This window comes from Scatolibacter rhodanostii (assembly GCF_900197595.1).
GTDB lineage: Bacteria > Bacillota > Clostridia > Oscillospirales > Acutalibacteraceae > Scatolibacter > Scatolibacter rhodanostii.
This window is the reverse complement of the sequence record NZ_FZLO01000001.1, coordinates 251,591-270,920: the sequence shown is the minus strand read 5'-3', so window position 1 is coordinate 270,920 and position 19,330 is coordinate 251,591. Positions and strand designations below refer to the sequence as shown.

Genomic DNA, 19,330 nt, shown 5'->3' with positions numbered 1-19,330 from the left:
AACAGTCTTGTGTCTGTACTTATTCAATCAAGAAACAGAGTCGTTATGGGCTCGTCGTTTCGGCTGCGTAATTTTTATCTTAACCGGTTTGCGATCATGATTATATTCAATCTGCGCTTCTCCGATACTCTTTACCATATCCTCTGTTACTCTAATTTTTTCAATGGCATAATTGCTTGGCACTTCATACATCAAAGGCATGAGCAATTCTTCTAAAACAGAGCGCAATCCTCTTGCTCCTGTCTTGCGTTCTAACGTCTTCTGCGAAATAGCAGTTAGTGCTTCTGGATCAAATTCCAAATCAACTTTATCTAATGAGAACAAATGCTTGTATTGGCTAATAAGCGAATTCTTAGGCTCAGTTAAAATCTGAGTCAAAGCACTTTCATCCAAATTAGAAAGAGAAGTGATAATCGGAATACGTCCGATTAATTCAGGAATCAAACCATATTTGACTAAATCGTGAGGCGTAACATCTTTCATCCAGTCGATTTTATCAATCTCATGTTTGCTTTTAATGTCTGCGCCAAATCCCAATGTACTTGAGTTCAATCTAGTTTGAACCATTTTCTCTAATCCATCAAAGGCACCGCCGCAGATGAAAAGAATATTCGTGGTATCAATTGGAATTGAATCCTGTTGAGGATGCTTACGTCCACCTTTTGGGGGGACATTTGCAATCGTCCCTTCCAAAATCTTTAGTAAAGCCTGTTGCACGCCTTCACCACTGACATCACGAGTAATCGATTGATTCTCCGATTTTCTCGTAATCTTGTCGATTTCATCAATATAAATGATGCCGCGTTCAGCACGCTCGATATCATAGTCGGCCGCTTGAATCAAGCGAAGAAGAATGTTCTCTACATCTTCACCGACATAGCCAGCCTCTGTCAGTGTGGTGGCGTCTGCAATGGCAAACGGCACATTTAGCAGCTTTGCCAAGGTCTGTGCCAAATACGTTTTTCCTACACCAGTTGGACCCAAAAGCAAAACGTTGCTTTTTGAAAGTTCTATTTCATCATTCTCAAAATAGATACGCTTATAGTGGTTATAAACTGCAACCGAAAGCGCAATTTTTGCTTTATCCTGTCCAATGACATAATCGTCTAATCGTTTTTTTAGCTCATGAGGTTTGGGCAAAAGCATGCCAACATCTTTTTGATCAGAATTTTTTGTTTCTTTTGCCAATGCGGTTTCATCTTCAATAATTGACATACAGAGTTTGACGCAAGCGTCACAAATGTAAACTCCATCACCCGCAATCAGCCGATTGGCCATTGAATGTGGTTTTCCGCAAAAAGAACAGGACATTTCATTCTCTCCGTGCATGACTCACTCTCCCCTTTCATGAGTTCTCTTTCTTACAGAATTTTGTCAATTAACCCGTAATCAAGCGCTTCTTGTGCCGTCATAAAATTATCACGGTCTGTGTCGCGTTCAATCACATCAATCGGTTGACCGGTTTTCTCAGAAAGAATCTCATTCAATTTCTGTTTTGTTCTCAAAATGTGCTTAGCGTGAATGCTGATATCGCTAGCCTGGCCTCTTGCACCACCGCTCGGCTGATGAATCATAATTTCAGAGTTTGGCAATGCATAACGCTTGCCTTTTGCTCCAGCTGTAAGCAAGAAAGAACCCATGCTGGCAGCCATACCCAAGCAAATAGTAGAAACATCGCAAGAGATGTGATTCATCGTGTCATAAATAGCCATTCCGTCTGTAATGACACCACCAGGGCTGTTGATATAAAGAGAAATATCTTTATCAGGATCTTGACCCCAAAGATATAGGAGCTGTGCTACGATAACACCGGCTGAAGCATTGTTTACTTCTTCGTTCAAAATGATAATACGGTCATTTAATAGCCGTGAAAATATATCATAAGAACGCTCGCCGCGGTTTGTTTGTTCAATTACGTAAGGTACTAAACTCATATTCATTTTACTTCACCCTTTCGAAAATCTTCGTATCTTTATAGATACGATTCAATCTCGTAAATTATCAGCAAAATTGAACGCATAAAGAAATTATGGTTGTTCTGGCAGCATTTTAAACACACTGCCGAAAATATTTATCAAAATTATTCTTCTTTAGCTTTTTCTTTCTTGCTGGTTTTTTTTGCTGTTTTAATATCAGCATTTTCTTTGACAAAGTCAATTGTCTTCTTGTTCACAACATCTTTGGCTAAATCTTCCGGACGAATCATCCCTTTAACCTGAGCAGCTTCCATGTTATAGTTCTTGGCAAGCTCAGCAAATTCTTTTTCGATTTCTTCGTCAGAAGCAGTAATGCCTTCAATAGAAGCGATTTTCTCCAGAGCCAAACGAATTTTAACCTGATTCTCAGCCTGAGCACGGTAGGTTTTGCGCATTTCTTCCATGGTCATGCCGGTATACTGCATGTAGGTTTCCATGTTAAGGCCCTGTGACTGCAAACGATAAGCAAAAGAGTTGATAATCTCATCTACTTCGTTTTCATACATTTCATCAGGAATTTCGCCTTTTACCTTTGCAATGATTGCATCAACAAGTTGATTTTCAGCATCGCTGTCGGCATGCTCTTGTTTGTGCTCTTTCAAATGAGCTTTCAAGTCAGCACGATAATCTTTTACCGTATCAAATTCGCTGACATCTTTTACGAACTCATCATCTACTTCAGGCAGTTCTTTTGCCTTGATTTCATGTAGTTTTACTTTAAAGACAACTGCTTTGCCTTTTAAATCTTCAGCTTGATAATCTTCTGGGAAAGATACATTTACATCAAATTCATCACCGATAACATGTCCCACTACTTGCTCTTCAAAGCCAGGGATAAATTGTCCTGAACCAAGAGTTAATTCGTGATTCTCGCCTTTTCCGCCGTCAAAAGGTTTGTCCTCCAAAAAGCCTTCAAAGTCGATTACCGCAATATCGCCATCTTTTGTAGCTCTATCTGTGACTTCAATCGTCCTTGCATTTCTTTCTCTGATTTTTTCAACTTCAGCATCAACCTCTTTTTCTGTAACAGAAACAGTATCTTTGGTTACTTCAATGCCTTTGTAGTCTTTAATCTCAATTTCAGGTTTGATGACAACGGTAAGCTTACATTTTACACCGTCTTTTTTGCTCATTTCTTCGATATTGAAAGCAGAAACAGCCACAACATCTAATTCAGACTGCTCAATTGCTGTTGTTACGATGTCACGATATAGTTTGTCAATGGCACCTTCAAAGAAAACATTCTCGCCATAATATTTTTCAATAAAAGCAAGTGGTGCTTTGCCTTTTCTAAAGCCATCAATCGCTATTTTTTTGCCCTCAACTTTATAAACTTGCTGAATCGCTTCGTTAAACTTTTCTGCCGAAACGGAAAAATCCAATTCAAATTTGTTTGTCTCAGTGCTATTTTTTGCTGTTAAATTCATGATTCTATCCCTCTCAATTATCATACTAAAAGATTTATCAGGTTATTATATCATACACCTGTTAATAATTCCAGTTTTTCATGTGAATATTTTGTTAATGAACGCTTCTTCTGCTGTTTTCAATTTAGCGAACCAAAACTGGACAAAAATCGACATAATCGCAAGCAATTAAATGCATGCGAATTCCTTTATATTCCCCTGTAGGTGCTTTTTTGGCTGCATATTTGCCATGGATATGTCCAAAATAGCAATCTTTTATACCATATTCAAGTAAAATATCTAAGATTGCCTTACTCTCCATGGAATCATACAGAGGCGGATAGTGCAAGAATACGACGGGTTGCAAATTAAATTTCTTAGCTTCATTTAAGGACAGCAAAAGTCTGCCAACTTCCCGATTCAAAATCTTGACATCCTCGGGTGTTTCTGCATTATAAAGCCAGCCTCTCGTACCGCACACCACTTTATCTTCTACTGCAAAAGCATTGTTTTGCAGCACTTCAATATCGTCCATGCCGTTCTCAGCCAAGAATTTAGCAATTTTACTTTTAGTTGACCACCAATAATCATGGTTGCCTTTAAGCAAAATCTTTTTACCGGGCAAAGAATGAATATACTGAAAGTCAGCTAATGTTTCTTCCAGTTTCATGCCCCACGAAATATCACCTGCAATCACCACGGTGTCGTTCTCCGACACTACGGCCCGCCAGTTCTTTTCTAATCTTTCGGTGTAATCAGACCAGCCAGGAAACACATCCATGGGCTTGTCCACACCAAAAGAAAGATGTAGGTCTGCAATTACATACAAGCTCATACAGTACCTTTTTTTGCCGTGACTGTTTCACAAACAAAGTCAGGCATATTTTCTTTGTCAATTACCGTATTAAAACGTTCTGACAGCTTTTCTAACTCTTTAATTTGGGTCGGAGCTGCCACACCCGAAATTTCTTCTAACTTCTTAATCTTAGCAAATTCGTCCATATTTTCTTGATTGCCCAGTGCCGGCAAAACGCTTTCAGAAAATTTATAAGGGCTGGCAGTTGACGCAATAATAACAGGTGTAGAATCTCCTGTTTCCTCAGCATAACGATCATAGACACCAATTGCAACTGCTGTGTGAGTATCTGCTAAATAATCCTTGGTTTCAAAGGTATTTTTAATGATTGATGCCGTTTCTTCATCCGTACAGAAACCGCCATAAAATTTAGAAGATACCTCTTTGAAAGTATGCCCATCCACTGTATAATTCCCTGCTGTACGCAGCGCATCCATCCATTCTGTCAGTTTTTCGCTGTTTTCACCGGAAAGCGAATACAGTAAACGTTCTAGATTACTGGAAACCAAAATGTCCATAGAGGGGGAAGTTGTTGTGTAAAAATCTCTGTTTCGATTATAAACTCCTGTGCTGATAAAATCAGTTAACACATTGTTGGCATTAGAAGCACAAATAAACTTTTTAACCGGTAGCCCCATCTGATTCGCATAAAAAGCCGCCAAAATATTGCCAAAATTGCCTGTCGGCACTGCAATATTAACCTCTTGATTCATATCAGAAATAGCGCCTTTGCGATAAAGTTCAAAATAAGTATAGAAATAATACACCACCTGCGGTAGCAGTCTACCCCAGTTAATTGAGTTTGCACTAGAAAAGAAGCAATTTTTCTTCTCCAAGAAATCCTTCATTTCAGGGTTATTAAAAATGAGTTTAACCCCAGTTTGCGTGTCATCAAAGTTGCCTTTCACTGCACAAACTGTAACGTTTTCACCCTCTTGCGTTGCCATTTGCTTTTTCTGCACTTGGCTCACGCCGCCGTCCGGATAAAACACAACTATGGAAGTACTAGAAACATCTTTAAATCCCTCTAACGCTGCTTTTCCTGTATCACCAGAAGTTGCTACCAAGATAACGGCTTCTTTGTCGTCTCCGCTCTTAGATTGTGCCACCGTTAAAAATCTTGGCAAAATCTGTAAGGCCATATCTTTAAAGGCACAGGTCGGGCCATGCCACAACTCTAATATCCATTTATGGTCATCTTTTGAACCCAAAGGTACAATTTTCACAGGGGTTTTACCACCAAATTTCTCTGCAGTATACGCCTGACTGACGCAATCATGTATTTCTGCTTGCGTGAAATCATCCAAAAAAATCCCAAATATTTCTTCTGCCAATTCCTGATAACTCAAATTAACCCAATCTGCAAAATTTGCTTTGACATTCGGCAGATTCATGGGTACAAATAAGCCACCCTCGTCAGACAATCCTTGCGCAATGGCTTCAGATGCTTTCAAGCGTAAAGCAGGATTTCTGGTACTTTTATAAAACATCGCATTTCCTCCATGAAACAAAATCACATATACTAGTATTTTACACGCAGCAACTGCATATGTCAAAGTAAATTATTGCGAATAAAGAAGCTTTCTGCATTTTCAAAGAATATTTTTCTTACCAAAGATTCTTTATAGTTTTTTTGCAGGAACAAGTTATATAATTCACCAACTGATTCGATACCTTTTATCCCTTTTGGCATATCCGCGCCGTCAAAGTCGCTGCCCATTGCCACAACATCTTCTCCACCCAGTGAGAGAAAATGCTCTGCATGACGCAAAATATCTTCCATATCAGCTTCATCTGCTTCGCTTCGTAAAAACTCTTTATAAAAGTTCAGTCCTACTAAGCCTTTTTTGCGGCAAATTACTTCGAACTGCTCATCTGTCAGATTGCGCCGATGCTGGAAAACTTTTCGAGAATTTGAATGGGAGGCCACAATGGGTTTCTGTGAAAGGGCCGCTACATCTTCAAATAAATAATCACTGGCATGTGAAATATCCGCTACAATGCCCAATCGTTCCATTTTTTTGAGTGCCAATATACCAAAAGGAGTAATTCCTTTTTTAGTATCAGTAGCCGCTCCTGTTCCAATTTTATTGTCACCATTCCAAGTGAGGGTTATCATTTTAACGCCCAGCTTCGCCATGCGGTCAAGATTCTCTAAATTGCCCGACAGTGCTGAACCGTTTTCGATTGTCAAAACAGCTCCCATTTTACCTGATTTTCTTGCTTTCGCTAAATCTCCGGCTTCATGGCAGAGCCTTATATTTTTCTTGTTTTTTTTGCATTCCTGCCGAAGCAATAGAGCCTTTTGTTCAAAGAAAAGAAAAGCCTCTTCTTCCGGAATCGTATCCTGTATAAACACAGCAAAGCACTGGACATATTGTTCCAGTGTTTTCCCTCTCTCTATGTCAATATGCAAATCATTTGCGCGGAGACCTTTTTGCTGTTTTGCACACTCTACAATGGTATCACAATGTAAATCAAAATACTTCATCACAATCCTCCTATGCCATAAATGCATTTTCCAGATGTGTCACACTTTCTACTTTTCCCTTTTCCGTTATGACTGCAATGGCATCAAAACGTGGCTGAAGATTAGACGGATTGTTTTGCAAATAATCTTGCGCTGCCAAAATAATCTTCTTTTGTTTTGCTGATGTAATAGCCTCAAACGGGTGTGAAAGAGAGCCGGTTTCTCGTGTTTTCACCTCTACAAATATAATATATAGGCTGTCTTTAACGATTATGTCAATTTCTCCAAAACGGGTATGATAATTACGACAAAGTATTTCAAAACCATGTGCCTGCAATTCTTTTGCCGCAACCAATTCTCCTACAACGCCGCTACTGTTATTCGGTACTTTTCCTTTTCGCATAATATTTCCTTAAAAAGGTTTTGCGGTAACCTTCTATTTCACCAAATTCGTCCAAAGCACGATAATGGGCTGCCGTTGGATATCCTTTATGAGCTGCAAATCCATATTGCGGATATTCTCTGTCCAATTCAACCATCAGCCTATCACGGCTGACTTTGGCGATAATGGAAGCAGCTGCAATACTGGGAGACTTGCCGTCACCTTTTACAATGGCTTCACCCTGAATACCTAATTGGGACGGAAATTTGTTACCATCAACCAAAGCAAAATCAGCTTTCTGCGGCAAACTTTCACAAGCTCTTTTCATCGCCAAAAAAGTTGCCTGTAATATATTAATTTCATCAATTTCTTCTGAGGAAGCAAAACCGATTCCTACGGCTAAAGCACGTTCCATAATGATATCAAAAAGTATTTCTCTCTTTTTTTCAGTCAACTTTTTAGAATCATTCAACCCTTTAATTTCATCTTCAGGGTTCAAAATAACCGCCGCTGCACATACAGGCCCAATCAGCGGGCCTCTGCCTACTTCGTCTATACCGCAAACAGCCTGATAACCTTTTGCATAAGCAGCCTGTTCAAATTCAAAATTCATCAGCTCGCTCCAAGGTGATTTTTCCTAATTTTCCAGCTCTAAACTCATCTACAACCATAATAGATGCTCGTTCCAAATCGATTTCGCCGCCCGAAATAAGCATTCCTCTTTTGCGGCCAATCTGCTCCAAAATTTCATGCCCAGCTGATTTCTCGTTCACAGTATCATCCAATTTATATCTGGTTCGCACAGCTGACGGATAATGCTGCATGAGATTTTCCAATAAACGATATGCCAGAAGTTCAATATCCATGACCTGATCTTTTACTGCTCCTGTAAAAGCCAGTTTTTCTCCCACCGTCTGATCTTCGAATTTCGGCCACAATACGCCAGGTGTATCTAAAAGCTCAAGCCCTTTTTCTACGGTAAACCAACGGTTTTGTCTAGTAACACCTGGTTTATCTTGCACTTCGGCCTTACCTTTGGCTCCTTTAATCAGCTTGTTAATCAGCGATGATTTACCGACATTAGGAATGCCTAACACCATAATACGAATCGGTCGCCCAATCATACCTTTGCTATCCCAAACAGCAATTTGATCTTTTAAAGCTTCTCGAATAGCCGCTTTAAATTGAGGCAAGCCTCTACCTGTTTTACAATCAATGGGAATCGCAATTTCTGATTTCTCTTTATATTTATTAATCCATTTCTGCGTTTCTTTGCTGTCAGCCACATCACTTTTATTAAGTAAAATGATTTTCGGCTTATTTTTCACAATATTTCGCAGCACAGGGTTGGCACTACTGTAGGGAATTCTTGCGTCTACAATTTCTGCTACAACATCTACTAGTTTTAAATCCTCTGTGATTTTTCGGCGCGTCTTTGCCATGTGCCCGGGAAACCACTGAATAGACTGCATTTCTGCCAATTTCTTCACTCCTTATTTTGCTGCGCCAAATGTTTTGAACGGGTATATATTTACAAGCGCTTTTCCTAGAATTTTTCTTTTGTCAATCATACCGATTTCGGCAAAACGGCTATCTTTAGAAAAAATCCTATTGTCACCTAACACAAATACATAGCCTTTTGGCACAACCTGCGGAAAATTCAACATCTCATAGTTCTGCCATATCACTTCGGTAATGCCGCTTTCAACACCGAACTGACTATCATCTATCTGCACGCCATCTACCACAACACTTTTAGTCACTGTGTCAAAATCTACTGTTTGTCCTTCTGTTGCAATCACTCTTTTGATTATCGGACCCGCTTCTAGCACATCTGTAATAATCACAACATCTCCCAGTTTGGGTGATGTTGTCCAACTGCTGACAAGGACCTTCCCTCCATCCACATAGTTAGGTGTCATTGAGGGGCCATCGACCGTGATAACACGGAACAAGAAAGTAAAGACAATGGCGACAATTACGATAGAACTAACAAGAACATCCGCCACATCAAAGAAGAAAAGACTCACCTTTTTTCGCTTATTCCCTTTACTGGCGTATTTCATCTCATCACCTGCTCAAACGAATTTACATAGCAAAAAAGGGACTGTAATGTCCCTTTTAAATAATCTCTTATCTAATCTTTTCTTTAACCTTAGCAGCTTTACCCACTCTATCACGAAGATAATAAAGTTTTGCTCTGCGAACACGGCCGTGACGAATCACATCAACACCCTTAATATTCGGTGAGTGAATTGGGAAAACTCTTTCCACACCTACGCCATAAGAAACGCGACGTACTGTGAATGTTTCGCTAACACCGCTGCCTTTGCGAGCAATGACAGTGCCTTCAAAAAGCTGAACTCTTTCTCTTTCGCCTTCGCGAATATTTACGCTGACTCTTACTGTGTCTCCTACAGAAAAAGTAGGCAACTCTGATTTTAAAGAGTCTTGTGAAATTAATTTCATAGCATCCATTTGATAAATCCTCCAAAATTTTAATCAGACATTCTTGCCATTTGGCAGTGGACTGTCCGCTTCTCGGTGCTGAAAAGCACTTTGACTCCCACAGGCAGCATGCGAGAAACCTGCGGACTTCAAATACTTTACAATACTATCATAACTCGCTTTGTTTTGCAAGTATTTTTTCTGCATTTGTCAACGATTTGCCAGATAATCTACATATTCTTCTAAGCACATGCCTGAAGTATGAATAAATTTAGCATTTTCTTGTCCTACATAGCGAATGACCGTGTTATCCGCTGTTAAACCGGTATGCGTTGTATGGTTTTCTCTGCTATTATCGGGAAAGCGAAAGATAAAACCGTATTCATGCATATGTTTTTCAAGCCATTCATAGGTCTGTGAATCGGCAAAAGTTTCTATATCTGCCTTTAGTTTCACACATAAGCCAGTTTGAAAATCACTCTGCCCTGCTAAAGGTACTGACTTCTTTGCGTTAGTTTTGGCCATGACCAAAGACTGCCCTTCTTGCTCCATCAGTTCACTCACCTTGGCGTCATACCGTTCTTGCTGCATTTCATAAGACACATAACCATCAGAAAGTTCAATTAGGTAGCCTGCATTTTTGGCTGCCTCTAGCATGGTTTTAAGGGCTGTCGCCATGTCGGCATCTACTTCCACACCGCTAACTTTCTGTACTTTGGGTTTAAATCTTTCATCAGAAGGGTTCTCCCAATTGATTAGACGAAGATTGATTTCATTGCTTAAAATCGGCAATCCCATATTATCATAAGATGCTTGCGGTTCAAAAGACACAACCGATTGGGCGTCCGAAACAGTTTCTTCAGGTGTGTTCGAAACTTTTGACTGCAAATAGGGAATCAAGAACACGAAAATAAAAACAAAAACAGCAATTAAAACAAGCACAAAGCCTATTCCAATAAGCGTTCGTAGAATCACTTCAGCACGTCTCATTTTTCTTTCACTAAGCTTAGAGCCTTTAATGAAAAGTCTTTTCTTGCTGATAAAATGTCCTAATTCTTTATTTTTTAAAATAACTGCCGATTTTTTTCTTCTCAATCCTGTTCACCGCCATGATGTGTTGTGACTATTATACCTCTTTTTATGCAAAAAATAAAGAGAAATTGCCTATCATTCCATAATTTTTGCTTTTTTTAAGGCAAGTACAATCACCGGCACTAAAATAACCTGTGAAATTATGGCTGGCACCGCTCCTATGAAAGCACCTGAAAGAAAAGCTGCCCAAGTAAATTGCCCTGCACCGCTGAGTCCCAATAGAAGCAGCATGGCAATACCCCAAATGATTCTGCCAAACAGCATCGCCAAAATCAAGCTTGCAAAAATTCTGACAAAGTCCTTGTGCTTTTTAAAGATGACATAATAGAAAAGGCCACTCAAGATACCATAACCAGCTAATTCAAATGCCATAGAAATGGCCATAGGAAAAAGTGGAGGTGCTCCTGTTAAGACACTATTTAAAAGCGGTGCCAGCACCCCCACAACGCCTCCCAAAATTGGTCCTGCCAAAAAGCCGCATAGCAATACCGGCAAATGCATCGGTGAAAGTGCACGGCCGATACTCGGAATTCTACCAATGAACATAGGCAGAATCATGGCCAAAGCTAAACAAACGGCCGCCAAAACTAATTTGTAAGTAAAAGTTTTTTGCTTCATGTATTTACCCCTTTTAACATTTATGTTGCACTACCCTTTAGAAAAGACATTAATTGTGCTAGATAAAGAAAGCCGACCAACACTGCCGGCTTCTTTATCCTTTTACAGAGCATTTCGAATTGCATCTATCTTATCGGTCTTTTCCCAATTTACATCTAAATCTTCACGCCCCATATGTCCATAAGCTGCCAACTGGCGGTAGATCGGACGGCGCAAGTCCAATTCCTTAATAATGGCAGTGGGTCGCAAATCAAAGGCTTTCGTCACGGCCTCTGACAAAACTTCATCTGACACGGTTCCTGTTCCAAAAGTATCGACCATAATAGAAACTGGGGTCGCTACTCCAATTGCATAAGCAAGCTCAACTTCACACTTCTTGGCGAGTTTTGCCGCTACAATATTTTTGGCTACTTTTCTGGCTGCATAAGCTGCAGAACGGTCTACCTTGGTTGGGTCTTTTCCGGAGAAAGCACCGCCGCCATGACGTCCGTATCCACCGTAGGTGTCCACAATGATTTTACGTCCTGTCAAACCACTGTCTCCCACTGGTCCGCCGATAACAAATCGTCCTGTTGGATTGATATAAATCTTCGTATTTTCATCAATGTAATGTGCAGGAACAATTGGCTCGATAACATGATGGATTAAATCTTCGCGCAAATCAGCTAGCTTGATGTCTTCATCATGCTGGCTTGAAATAACAATCGCTTCCACTCGCTTGATTTCATCACCGTCATACTCCACAGTAATCTGTGTTTTGCCATCGGGACGTAAATAGGAAAGCGTACCATTTTTGCGCACTTCTGTCAGTCTTTTAGCCAATTTGTGAGACAGTGAAATGGCAAGGGGCATTAACTCCGGTGTTTCATCACAAGCATAGCCGAACATCATTCCCTGGTCACCAGCACCAATCAAACTGTTTTCATCTGTCTCACCGTTTTTGGCTTCAAACGATTGATTCACACCCATCGCAATATCAGGCGATTGATTATCAATTGAAGTTAAAACAGCGCAAGAATTGCCGTCAAAGCCATATTCAGGTTTATTATAGCCAATATCTTTTACGACTTCACGTACCACTGCAGGAATATCCACATAACAATTGGTGGATATTTCGCCCATGATATGAACTAAACCTGTTGTTGTGGTGGTTTCACAAGCTACATGGGCATTCGGGTCCTGTATTAAAATCGCATCTAAAATGGCATCAGAAATTTGGTCACAAAGCTTATCTGGATGTCCTTCAGTGACAGACTCAGATGTAAAAAATTTCATTTTGTACCTCCATCAATCATTATTCTTTTTAAAACAGATTGGTTAAACAAGAGTCGAACTTAGAGATATTTAAAAATCCCTCTCATAAAGAGAGGGATTTCACTTGCCTCATCTTTCGGATTAACCGCAGGATTTGGCACCTTATAATAAATATAGGTTGCCGGGCATCACAGGGCCTGTCCCTCCGCCACTCTTGATAAGGAATATTCTGTTTTAAATTACGTATTTTATTATATTCTGTGCTCATCCGCTTGTCAATGATTTTTACGAAATTTAGTGAGCTTTATCGAATCAGACAAAAACCTGACTTTTTCAGTCAGGTTTTCTGTTTGCCTTTTGCTTATCTTTTTTGCGTGACTTCGTGCGCAATGCGGTGCAAGTCTTCTTCTGAGTGAATCTCATCTTTTCGTTCTTCAATAGCAGCTCTTACTTCATCTGACATTCCTCGATTGTTGAAGAAATCACTATCTGCAAAAGCAAACGGCACTAGTGGTGTCAGAGAACTATTATTTAAAGCTCCACCTAAAAAATACGGAAACATTTAAAATCACCCCCAAATTTATCTTCTGCAATTTGAGGGTGATTAATCAGCCAATTTTTTGTAATTTTTCAAGATAAACATAATTTTTACAAAAGCACGACACCTGCTTTTTCACAGACAGCCAACGTATCTTCATCCCAAATAGACGTCTGTACTTCGCCGACATGAGCTTTTTTCAGCAGTAGCATACAGGCGCGAGATTGACCGATACCGCCTCCCATTGTGAGAGGCAATTCACCCGCCAACAGCATTTTATGAAACAGCAATTCTCGTCTGTCATCACAGCCGGCTTTAGTCAACTGTGAATCTAGTGATTCAGGGCTAACACGAATACCCATAGAAGAGAGCTCAATCGCTCTGCCAAGCACGTCGCTCCAAAGCAAAATATCACCGTTCATCGACCAGTCATCATAGTCGGGAGCTCGTCCATCATGCTTTTGGCCAGATTTCATGACGTCGCCAATTCCCAAAATAAACACGGTTTTATATTTTTCTGTGATTTTGTTCTCACGCTCTTTACTGGTAGCTTCTGGATACAAATCCTCTAGCTCTTGTGCTGTCACAAAAGTCACCTTTCGCTTAAAATCAGCTACCAATTTCGGAAACAATGTTTGCAGTTCTTCTGCTGTGTCACAAAATGCATTGATAATGGACTGCACGGTTTCTTTTAAGTACGCCACATTACGCTTACCTTGCGGCAGCACTTTTTCCCAATCCCACTGGTCAACATAAATAGAATGAAGATTAGACATTTCTTCGTCACGGCGAATTGCATTCATATCTGTATACAAGCCTTCTCCCTCAGAAAACTTGTAGCGATACAGTGCCATTCGCTTCCACTTTGCCAAAGAATGTACAACTTGTGCATTTGTGCCGGTTTCTTTAATATCAAAACTAACAGCACGCTCAATGCCGTTTAAATCATCGTTGAGTCCTGTCAACGGATCAACAAAAAGTGGCGCAGACACACGTTTTAGATTCAAATTTTTGGACAATTTCTTTTGAAAGTGATTCCGCAGACAACCAATTGCCACCTGTGTTTCATACAAATTCAAAACCGACTTATAGCCCTCTGGTATTAGGGTATTGCTCATTACTGTTCCCCCTCAAATATTTTCCCATTCTTTTAGCTATTTACAGAAGTAACACCGACATCAAATGAAGCTTAGTCTTATAACAACAAACTTTATTAGAAATCGGCATCACTAAATTTATTCGTGGTAAACCGCTACAATTTCTAAATTCTCGTCTAACATAACCAAATCAGCTTTTTTGCCAACTGAAAGGCTGCCAATCTCGTTATCTAACCCTATCGCTTTGGCAGGGATTAGCGTTGCCGCTTTAATGGCCTGTTCTAATGGAATGCCAAATTTGACAAGATTTCGAATTTCTTCATGCAAGTTGGTAACAGAACCGGCAATTGTTCCGTCATCTAACGTAGCCAGTCCATTTCGGACCGTAACGCCTTGTCCGCCCAAATCATATTTTTCGCCTTCAGGCAGTCCAGCTGCACGCATAGAATCACTCACTACAAGTGCCCTGTCGCCAAGAATGCGGAAAGTCGTTCGCAGTACTGACGGATGAATGTGATGACCGTCGCAAATAACCTCTGCACGAACTCTCTCATCTTCAAAAACTGCCCCTACCACACCGGGTTCACGGTGCGAAAAGCCTGCCATTGCATTGTATAAATGCGTAATGTGGCTGACTCCATAATCAATTGCTTGCTTTGTGAGTGCATAGTCTGCTGTAGTATGTGCCAGTGAAACGGTGCACAGCTCTTTTGCCTGACGAATGAACTCGCCGTCTTTATCTTCCTCAGGTGCTACATCCACCAGTTTAATGACACCTTCAAATTGGTCGTATACGTCTTTAAAGAAAGCAAAATCAGGACGAATAATATAATCTGCTTTCTGAGCACCTTTACGCTTTTCGGCAATAAACGGGCCTTCCATATTTACACCGACAACCGCTGCTCCTTCGCAGGGGTTCACCATGCAGTCATTTACATTTTTAACCGCTGTGATGATTTCTTCTTTGCTTGCTGTCATCGTTGTCGGACAAAAAGAAGTAACTCCTTTTGTGATAAGATATTTTGCCATGTTCTGCAAAGATTCACGGGTAGCATCCATCGTGTCTGTTCCGGCACAGCCATGGATATGTACATCTACAAAACCAGGTACAATACGATAGCCTGTGCAATCAATTACGGTTTCCTCAGGAGCGAATGATATCTTTTCACTAATCTGTTTAATTCTTCCGCCGTCAATTTCAATATCTGCTTTAGAAAACACAAAGTTTTCATTCAAAAGATGAGCATTGATTAATTTCATAATTCCCCTCCATTTTTACTTCTTTTTATAATACGATATTCATCATCAGCATCGTAATGACACCCGGAATACCTAGAATGGCTGCTACAAGTAAGCTCAATTTGCTGACCACCAGTTCTACTCCCGTATACACGCTGACTAGATTGACTAACAGTAAGGCTGTTAACCCAAATATAGCGGACAAAATCAAATTTTTCATATGCTCCTCCTCATCAAAGCAGGCATACCTTTTTCTGCTTTGATTATACATATGAAGCTTTGTCCTTTGTTATTCTTGATTCGGCGTAAAGTCTACACGTCCTGATGCAACATCACTGGAGGCGACGACAATAGCCAGCTCTTCTCCAACAGTCAATGCTTTGCCTGTTGTTCGATTAACGTGAGAGATTGCTCCGTCAAAATCATAATCGCCATCAAATAGTTCCATACTGACAAATCCTTCTGCACCGTTTTTGAGACGAACGAACAAGCCTCTGGCGGTCGCACCACTAATAATACCAACATGCTTTTCGCCAATATGCGCTTTCATATATTCTGCCACATAGCAATCTTCAGCAGCTCGCTCGCCCATAACAGCACGAATCTCATTTCTGGTAGAATTTGAGGCCGATTCTTCCGCAAACTTCGTATAACGTTTTTGGATCTTTGCCACCGGCATACCGGAAAGATAAGCCGACAAAATACGATGAATCGAAAGGTCAGGATAACGGCGAATCGGAGAAGTAAAGTGGCTGTAATCTTTCAGCGCCAAACCAAAGTGACCTAGCTCCTCTGCTGCATACTTTGCCTTTTCCATCGTACGCAAAACACGCTGAGAAACTAGTTCTTCTTTTGTGCTGCCCTTAACTCTCTCCAAAATCTTGGCAAAATCGCCTGTTTGCGGTTTATTGGTCTTGATTTCAGCACAAGGAACCAAGAGCCTGTCCAAAATTTCAATCAAGCTATTCAGCTTTTCCAACTGTGGTTTTTCGTGGATTCGATATAAGAACGGCAACTCATGCTTTTGTGCAAACTTAGCTGCTGCCATATTGGCAGACACCATGAGCTGTTCAATCATTTGCTCTGCTTCGCCTGTTTTGCGTGGCAGAATATCGACACAAACACCGTTTTCATCTAACTTAAATTTAAGCTCGCTGCTCACAATTTCCATTGTTCCACGGCGTTTCTCGTTCTCGATGAGAATATCAGAAAGCTCTTTTGCGTTGCGTAAAGATTCTTCTGCCGGCTTATATTTTTCGAGAAGCTCTGCCGTGGCATTCCCAGCAAAAATATCGTTTACTTCGCTGTATACGCCTCGAACCTTCGAGTTAATAATTGTTTTCTTGAAATCATAATCAACCAGCTCGCCATGCTTGTCAAAAGACATAATGGCCGAGAAAGTCAGCTTGTCCGTGTGTGCATTCAGAGAACAAATGCCGTTAGAAATATCAACGGGCAACATGGGAATGACCCTGTCTGCAAAATAGACAGAAGTTCCTCTGGTAAAAGCTTCCTCATCTAATGCTGTGTGTTCTTTGATATAATGGGAAACATCTGCGATATGCACGCCTAGTTCAAAGCCTATCTCCGTTTTCTTTACAGAAATAGCATCGTCTAAATCTTTGGCATCTGCCCCATCAATGGTAAGAATCATTTCGTCGCGCAAGTCTAGTCGTTTTTCGATATCATCTGCCGTGATTTCTCTGGCAGCCGCAATTTTTGCTTCGCTTAACACTTCATCAGGAAAGACATTAGGAATACCTTGCTGAATAATAATGGCATCGGAACAAATTTTGGCACTGTCACCACTACCCAAAACAGAATCAACTTTTGCCGTTCTCCAGTCTCCACGGTAATCTTGAACGGGTTTAAACACTACTTTGTCGCCATGCTTTGCATTTTGCACGTCGTGAGCATTCACTTCCAAATCAAAACGCACTGAAGCATCGGGTGCAATAAAAGTACCGTCTTCCGTTATTTTTAACGTACCTGTCATGGGCACATCACGATGTTCTACAACCGCTTTTACTTTGCCGTCGGGTCCCCGTTCCTGCATAGCAACATCTGTCAGCAAAATTTTATCGCCCGGAAAAGCACCTTTGAGTGCGCTGCCCGGAATAAATATATCCGCACCGCCGTCATCAGGTTTTGCAAAACCAAATTTAGCAGAGAGCGAAACCAATTCAGCACTAACGCCCTTGCCAAACGGCAGATATTTCACCTTATGCTTGGTGTCGACTTCCAGTTTTCCCTTATTTTGCAATTGACGAAGCGTTTCGTAAAAAACAGCCTTATCTTTCATGCCCGTTTCTCTAAGAAGGCTACGAGAGGCAATTTCCTTATCTCCATGTTTTTTCAGGCAATCGACTATTCTTTTTTCGTCACGAGAAAGTTTCTCTGCGCTATTAAATGGTTTCGGTTTTCTTTTTTTTGCATAAGAGGAGTTTCTCTTGCCCGCTTCTGTTCTTGGGTTCTTTTTCTTGTTATTCAAATGTATAGTTGTCCTTTCGTCTCACGCTTCCCTGTTTACGCTTTTGTGAGTTTAAACGCAATCATTCATTTCATTTCATTAACCAGCTGTTTAAAGTGGCGGCCTCTTGCTTCAAAATCAGTATATAAATCGAAGCCTGCCGAAGCTGGTGAAAGCGATACAATATCGCCTTTTTCTGCTCTGTTACTGGCAATTAAAAGTGCTTCTGCCATATTTTGCACTCTGACAATTTCCAATCCATTTTCATCATAATTCGGCGCTGCTTTAACAGAATCTTCTATCTTCTGTGCTGTCGCTCCCATCAAAATTAGTGTTTTCACTTTTTCGCAGATGACAGGACCAAGTGAATCATACGGAATATTCTTATCATACCCACCACTGAGCAAAATTATTTTTTTATCGTAGAGTGACAAGGTACCTGAAATTGTACGGCTAGGACTTGTGGCGATGGAATCGTTATAATATTTCACGCCGTCTACTTCTCGTACAAATTCAATGCGGTGTTCAACCCCCGTGAAATTTTTTGCCACTTTAATGATATTTTCCGTGCTAACATCGCCCCATACAGCACAAATAGCCGCCATATAATTTTCGATGTTGTGGACACCTGGCAGAAAAATATCACTGACTTCCATTACTCTTTGATTGGTTGTTTTAGGAATACCACTGGTGAAAATAAAGCCACCCTGACAAAATGCACCATGTTCAACGGCTTTCTCTCTGCTAAACATGAGACACTGTCCCCGAACATCTTTTGCCAAAGCTGCCGTCAATTCATTATCTGCATTGATAACCGTTCTGGAAAAAGCATTTTGGTGTATGAACACATTTTTCTTGGCTTCAATGTATTCTTCCATATCCTTGTGCCAATCCAAATGATTGGGAGAAAGATTGGTAATCACTGCTACATCAGGCGATTTGCGCATAGAAATTAGCTGAAAACTGGAAAGCTCGACTACAGCAACGTGGTCTTTTTCAATAATTTCAATTTCGGGTAAAAGCGGTTTGCCGATATTGCCCCCAAGGTGGACTGTTTTCCCCTCTGAACGCAGAAATTCTGCCATAACAGAGGTCGTGGTGGTTTTGCCGTCACTGCCTGTTACCGCATAAATTTTGCAAGGACAAAGGTCAAAAAAGACCTCTAATTCACTCGTTACAACTTGCCCATTCTCTCTTGCCTCTTGCAGTTCAGAAAGAGAAAACTTCATGCCGGGCGTGCGAAAAATAATATCTTCATCTAAATCTGCCAGATAATCTTTTCCGAGTATCAATTTAACACCCAATTTTTTAAGTGTTTCACCATTGCTGCCAAGTTGCTCAAACTCTCTCTTATCACGTACCGAAACCAAAGCACCCTTGCGAGTGAACAAATCTGCCAGCGGCATATGACTTCTCCCTACACCGCAAAGCGCAATTCGCTTTCCTTTAATCTGTTCAAAAAAAGTTTCCTTGTCCATATAGCC

Annotated in this window: 20 protein-coding genes and 1 riboswitch; all 20 genes read right to left on the bottom strand. The window is 40.6% G+C overall.

Annotated elements, in window-relative coordinates; translation table 11 throughout:
- Nucleotides 1–27 precede the first annotated feature (27 nt).
- The 20 genes from clpX to murD all read right to left on the bottom strand — a co-directional run bounded on the left by clpX (nucleotide 28) and on the right by murD (nucleotide 19,324).
- Nucleotides 28–1,329, bottom strand: coding sequence for an ATP-dependent Clp protease ATP-binding subunit ClpX (gene clpX, locus CS931_RS01225; RefSeq protein ID WP_099203942.1), 1,302 nt, complete (start codon nucleotides 1,327–1,329; stop codon nucleotides 28–30).
- A gap of 32 nt (nucleotides 1,330–1,361) precedes the next feature.
- Nucleotides 1,362–1,934 carry an ATP-dependent Clp endopeptidase proteolytic subunit ClpP gene (clpP, locus tag CS931_RS01220; protein WP_099204569.1) on the bottom strand — a complete coding sequence of 191 codons (573 nt, stop codon included), beginning with the start codon at nucleotides 1,932–1,934 and terminating at the stop codon, nucleotides 1,362–1,364.
- 146 nt (nucleotides 1,935–2,080) lie between these two features.
- Nucleotides 2,081–3,403 carry a trigger factor gene (gene tig, locus CS931_RS01215; RefSeq protein ID WP_099203941.1) on the bottom strand — a complete coding sequence of 441 codons (1,323 nt, stop codon included), beginning with the start codon at nucleotides 3,401–3,403 and terminating at the stop codon, nucleotides 2,081–2,083.
- Nucleotides 3,404–3,527: 124 nt separating this feature from the next.
- Entirely contained in the window at nucleotides 3,528–4,217 is a 690-nt protein-coding gene (locus CS931_RS01210; protein WP_099203940.1) for a metallophosphoesterase, read from the bottom strand.
- Complete coding sequence (gene thrC, locus CS931_RS01205; RefSeq protein WP_099203939.1) at nucleotides 4,214–5,728, bottom strand: threonine synthase; 1,515 nt, start codon at nucleotides 5,726–5,728, stop codon at nucleotides 4,214–4,216. Before thrC ends, CS931_RS01210 begins: the two co-directional genes overlap by 4 nt.
- A 62-nt stretch (nucleotides 5,729–5,790) precedes the next feature.
- Entirely contained in the window at nucleotides 5,791–6,729 is a 939-nt protein-coding gene (locus CS931_RS01200; RefSeq protein WP_159459710.1) for a dipeptidase, read from the bottom strand.
- Between the two features lie 10 nt (nucleotides 6,730–6,739).
- Nucleotides 6,740–7,111 (bottom strand): YraN family protein, encoded by a 372-nt coding sequence (locus CS931_RS01195; protein WP_099203937.1) that lies wholly within the window; start codon nucleotides 7,109–7,111, stop codon nucleotides 6,740–6,742.
- Complete coding sequence (gene rnhB, locus CS931_RS01190) at nucleotides 7,086–7,703, bottom strand: ribonuclease HII (RefSeq protein ID WP_099203936.1); 618 nt, start codon at nucleotides 7,701–7,703, stop codon at nucleotides 7,086–7,088. The genes CS931_RS01195 and rnhB overlap by 26 nt, the downstream gene beginning before the upstream one ends.
- Entirely contained in the window at nucleotides 7,693–8,562 is an 870-nt protein-coding gene (ylqF, locus tag CS931_RS01185; RefSeq protein ID WP_370738181.1) for a ribosome biogenesis GTPase YlqF, read from the bottom strand. The genes rnhB and ylqF overlap by 11 nt, the downstream gene beginning before the upstream one ends.
- Before the next feature lie 21 nt (nucleotides 8,563–8,583).
- The gene (lepB, locus tag CS931_RS01180; protein WP_099203934.1) at nucleotides 8,584–9,156 is read right to left on the bottom strand and encodes a signal peptidase I; all 573 of its coding nucleotides are present in this window, start codon (nucleotides 9,154–9,156) and stop codon (nucleotides 8,584–8,586) included.
- Between the two features lie 67 nt (nucleotides 9,157–9,223).
- Entirely contained in the window at nucleotides 9,224–9,568 is a 345-nt protein-coding gene (gene rplS, locus CS931_RS01175; RefSeq protein ID WP_099203933.1) for a 50S ribosomal protein L19, read from the bottom strand.
- A 180-nt stretch (nucleotides 9,569–9,748) separates the two neighbouring features.
- Complete coding sequence (locus CS931_RS01170) at nucleotides 9,749–10,633, bottom strand: M15 family metallopeptidase (RefSeq protein ID WP_099203932.1); 885 nt, start codon at nucleotides 10,631–10,633, stop codon at nucleotides 9,749–9,751.
- Nucleotides 10,634–10,705: 72 nt separating this feature from the next.
- Entirely contained in the window at nucleotides 10,706–11,248 is a 543-nt protein-coding gene (locus CS931_RS01165) for an ECF transporter S component (protein WP_099203931.1), read from the bottom strand.
- Between the two features lie 102 nt (nucleotides 11,249–11,350).
- Nucleotides 11,351–12,523, bottom strand: a complete 1,173-nt coding sequence (metK, locus tag CS931_RS01160; RefSeq protein ID WP_099203930.1) for a methionine adenosyltransferase — start codon at nucleotides 12,521–12,523, stop codon at nucleotides 11,351–11,353.
- A gap of 105 nt (nucleotides 12,524–12,628) precedes the next feature.
- Nucleotides 12,629–12,726, bottom strand: a riboswitch (SAM riboswitch).
- Nucleotides 12,727–12,863: 137 nt separating this feature from the next.
- Nucleotides 12,864–13,064: a hypothetical protein gene (locus tag CS931_RS01155; RefSeq protein ID WP_099203929.1), complete on the bottom strand. Its 201-nt coding sequence runs from the start codon at nucleotides 13,062–13,064 to the stop codon at nucleotides 12,864–12,866.
- A gap of 86 nt (nucleotides 13,065–13,150) precedes the next feature.
- A complete protein-coding gene (asnA, locus tag CS931_RS01150) occupies nucleotides 13,151–14,158 on the bottom strand; it encodes an aspartate--ammonia ligase (RefSeq protein ID WP_099203928.1) in 1,008 nt (335 codons plus the stop codon).
- Nucleotides 14,159–14,275: 117 nt separating this feature from the next.
- On the bottom strand, nucleotides 14,276–15,397 hold the full coding sequence (nagA, locus tag CS931_RS01145) for an N-acetylglucosamine-6-phosphate deacetylase (protein WP_099203927.1): 1,122 nt from the start codon (nucleotides 15,395–15,397) through the stop codon (nucleotides 14,276–14,278).
- Between the two features lie 25 nt (nucleotides 15,398–15,422).
- Nucleotides 15,423–15,596 carry a pro-sigmaK processing inhibitor BofA family protein gene (locus tag CS931_RS01140; protein WP_159459709.1) on the bottom strand — a complete coding sequence of 58 codons (174 nt, stop codon included), beginning with the start codon at nucleotides 15,594–15,596 and terminating at the stop codon, nucleotides 15,423–15,425.
- A 69-nt stretch (nucleotides 15,597–15,665) separates the two neighbouring features.
- Complete coding sequence (gene rnr / locus CS931_RS01135; RefSeq protein ID WP_159459708.1) at nucleotides 15,666–17,867, bottom strand: ribonuclease R; 2,202 nt, start codon at nucleotides 17,865–17,867, stop codon at nucleotides 15,666–15,668.
- A 65-nt stretch (nucleotides 17,868–17,932) separates the two neighbouring features.
- On the bottom strand, nucleotides 17,933–19,324 hold the full coding sequence (gene murD / locus CS931_RS01130; protein WP_099203924.1) for a UDP-N-acetylmuramoyl-L-alanine--D-glutamate ligase: 1,392 nt from the start codon (nucleotides 19,322–19,324) through the stop codon (nucleotides 17,933–17,935).
- Between the last annotated feature and the right edge of the window lie 6 nt (nucleotides 19,325–19,330).

Coding starts and splice junctions, on each gene's coding strand:
- clpX (WP_099203942.1), bottom strand. CDS start 1,329: ATGCACGGAGAGAATGAAATGTCCTGTTCTTTTTGCGGAAAACCACAT.
- clpP (WP_099204569.1), bottom strand. CDS start 1,934: ATGAGTTTAGTACCTTACGTAATTGAACAAACAAACCGCGGCGAGCGT.
- tig (WP_099203941.1), bottom strand. CDS start 3,403: ATGAATTTAACAGCAAAAAATAGCACTGAGACAAACAAATTTGAATTG.
- CS931_RS01210 (WP_099203940.1), bottom strand. CDS start 4,217: ATGAGCTTGTATGTAATTGCAGACCTACATCTTTCTTTTGGTGTGGAC.
- thrC (WP_099203939.1), bottom strand. CDS start 5,728: ATGTTTTATAAAAGTACCAGAAATCCTGCTTTACGCTTGAAAGCATCT.
- CS931_RS01200 (WP_159459710.1), bottom strand. CDS start 6,729: ATGAAGTATTTTGATTTACATTGTGATACCATTGTAGAGTGTGCAAAA.
- CS931_RS01195 (WP_099203937.1), bottom strand. CDS start 7,111: ATGCGAAAAGGAAAAGTACCGAATAACAGTAGCGGCGTTGTAGGAGAA.
- rnhB (WP_099203936.1), bottom strand. CDS start 7,703: ATGAATTTTGAATTTGAACAGGCTGCTTATGCAAAAGGTTATCAGGCT.
- ylqF (WP_370738181.1), bottom strand. CDS start 8,562: ATGCAGTCTATTCAGTGGTTTCCCGGGCACATGGCAAAGACGCGCCGA.
- lepB (WP_099203934.1), bottom strand. CDS start 9,156: ATGAAATACGCCAGTAAAGGGAATAAGCGAAAAAAGGTGAGTCTTTTC.
- rplS (WP_099203933.1), bottom strand. CDS start 9,568: ATGGATGCTATGAAATTAATTTCACAAGACTCTTTAAAATCAGAGTTG.
- CS931_RS01165 (WP_099203931.1), bottom strand. CDS start 11,248: ATGAAGCAAAAAACTTTTACTTACAAATTAGTTTTGGCGGCCGTTTGT.
- metK (WP_099203930.1), bottom strand. CDS start 12,523: ATGAAATTTTTTACATCTGAGTCTGTCACTGAAGGACATCCAGATAAG.
- CS931_RS01155 (WP_099203929.1), bottom strand. CDS start 13,064: ATGTTTCCGTATTTTTTAGGTGGAGCTTTAAATAATAGTTCTCTGACA.
- asnA (WP_099203928.1), bottom strand. CDS start 14,158: ATGAGCAATACCCTAATACCAGAGGGCTATAAGTCGGTTTTGAATTTG.
- nagA (WP_099203927.1), bottom strand. CDS start 15,397: ATGAAATTAATCAATGCTCATCTTTTGAATGAAAACTTTGTGTTTTCT.
- CS931_RS01140 (WP_159459709.1), bottom strand. CDS start 15,596: ATGAAAAATTTGATTTTGTCCGCTATATTTGGGTTAACAGCCTTACTG.
- murD (WP_099203924.1), bottom strand. CDS start 19,324: ATGGACAAGGAAACTTTTTTTGAACAGATTAAAGGAAAGCGAATTGCG.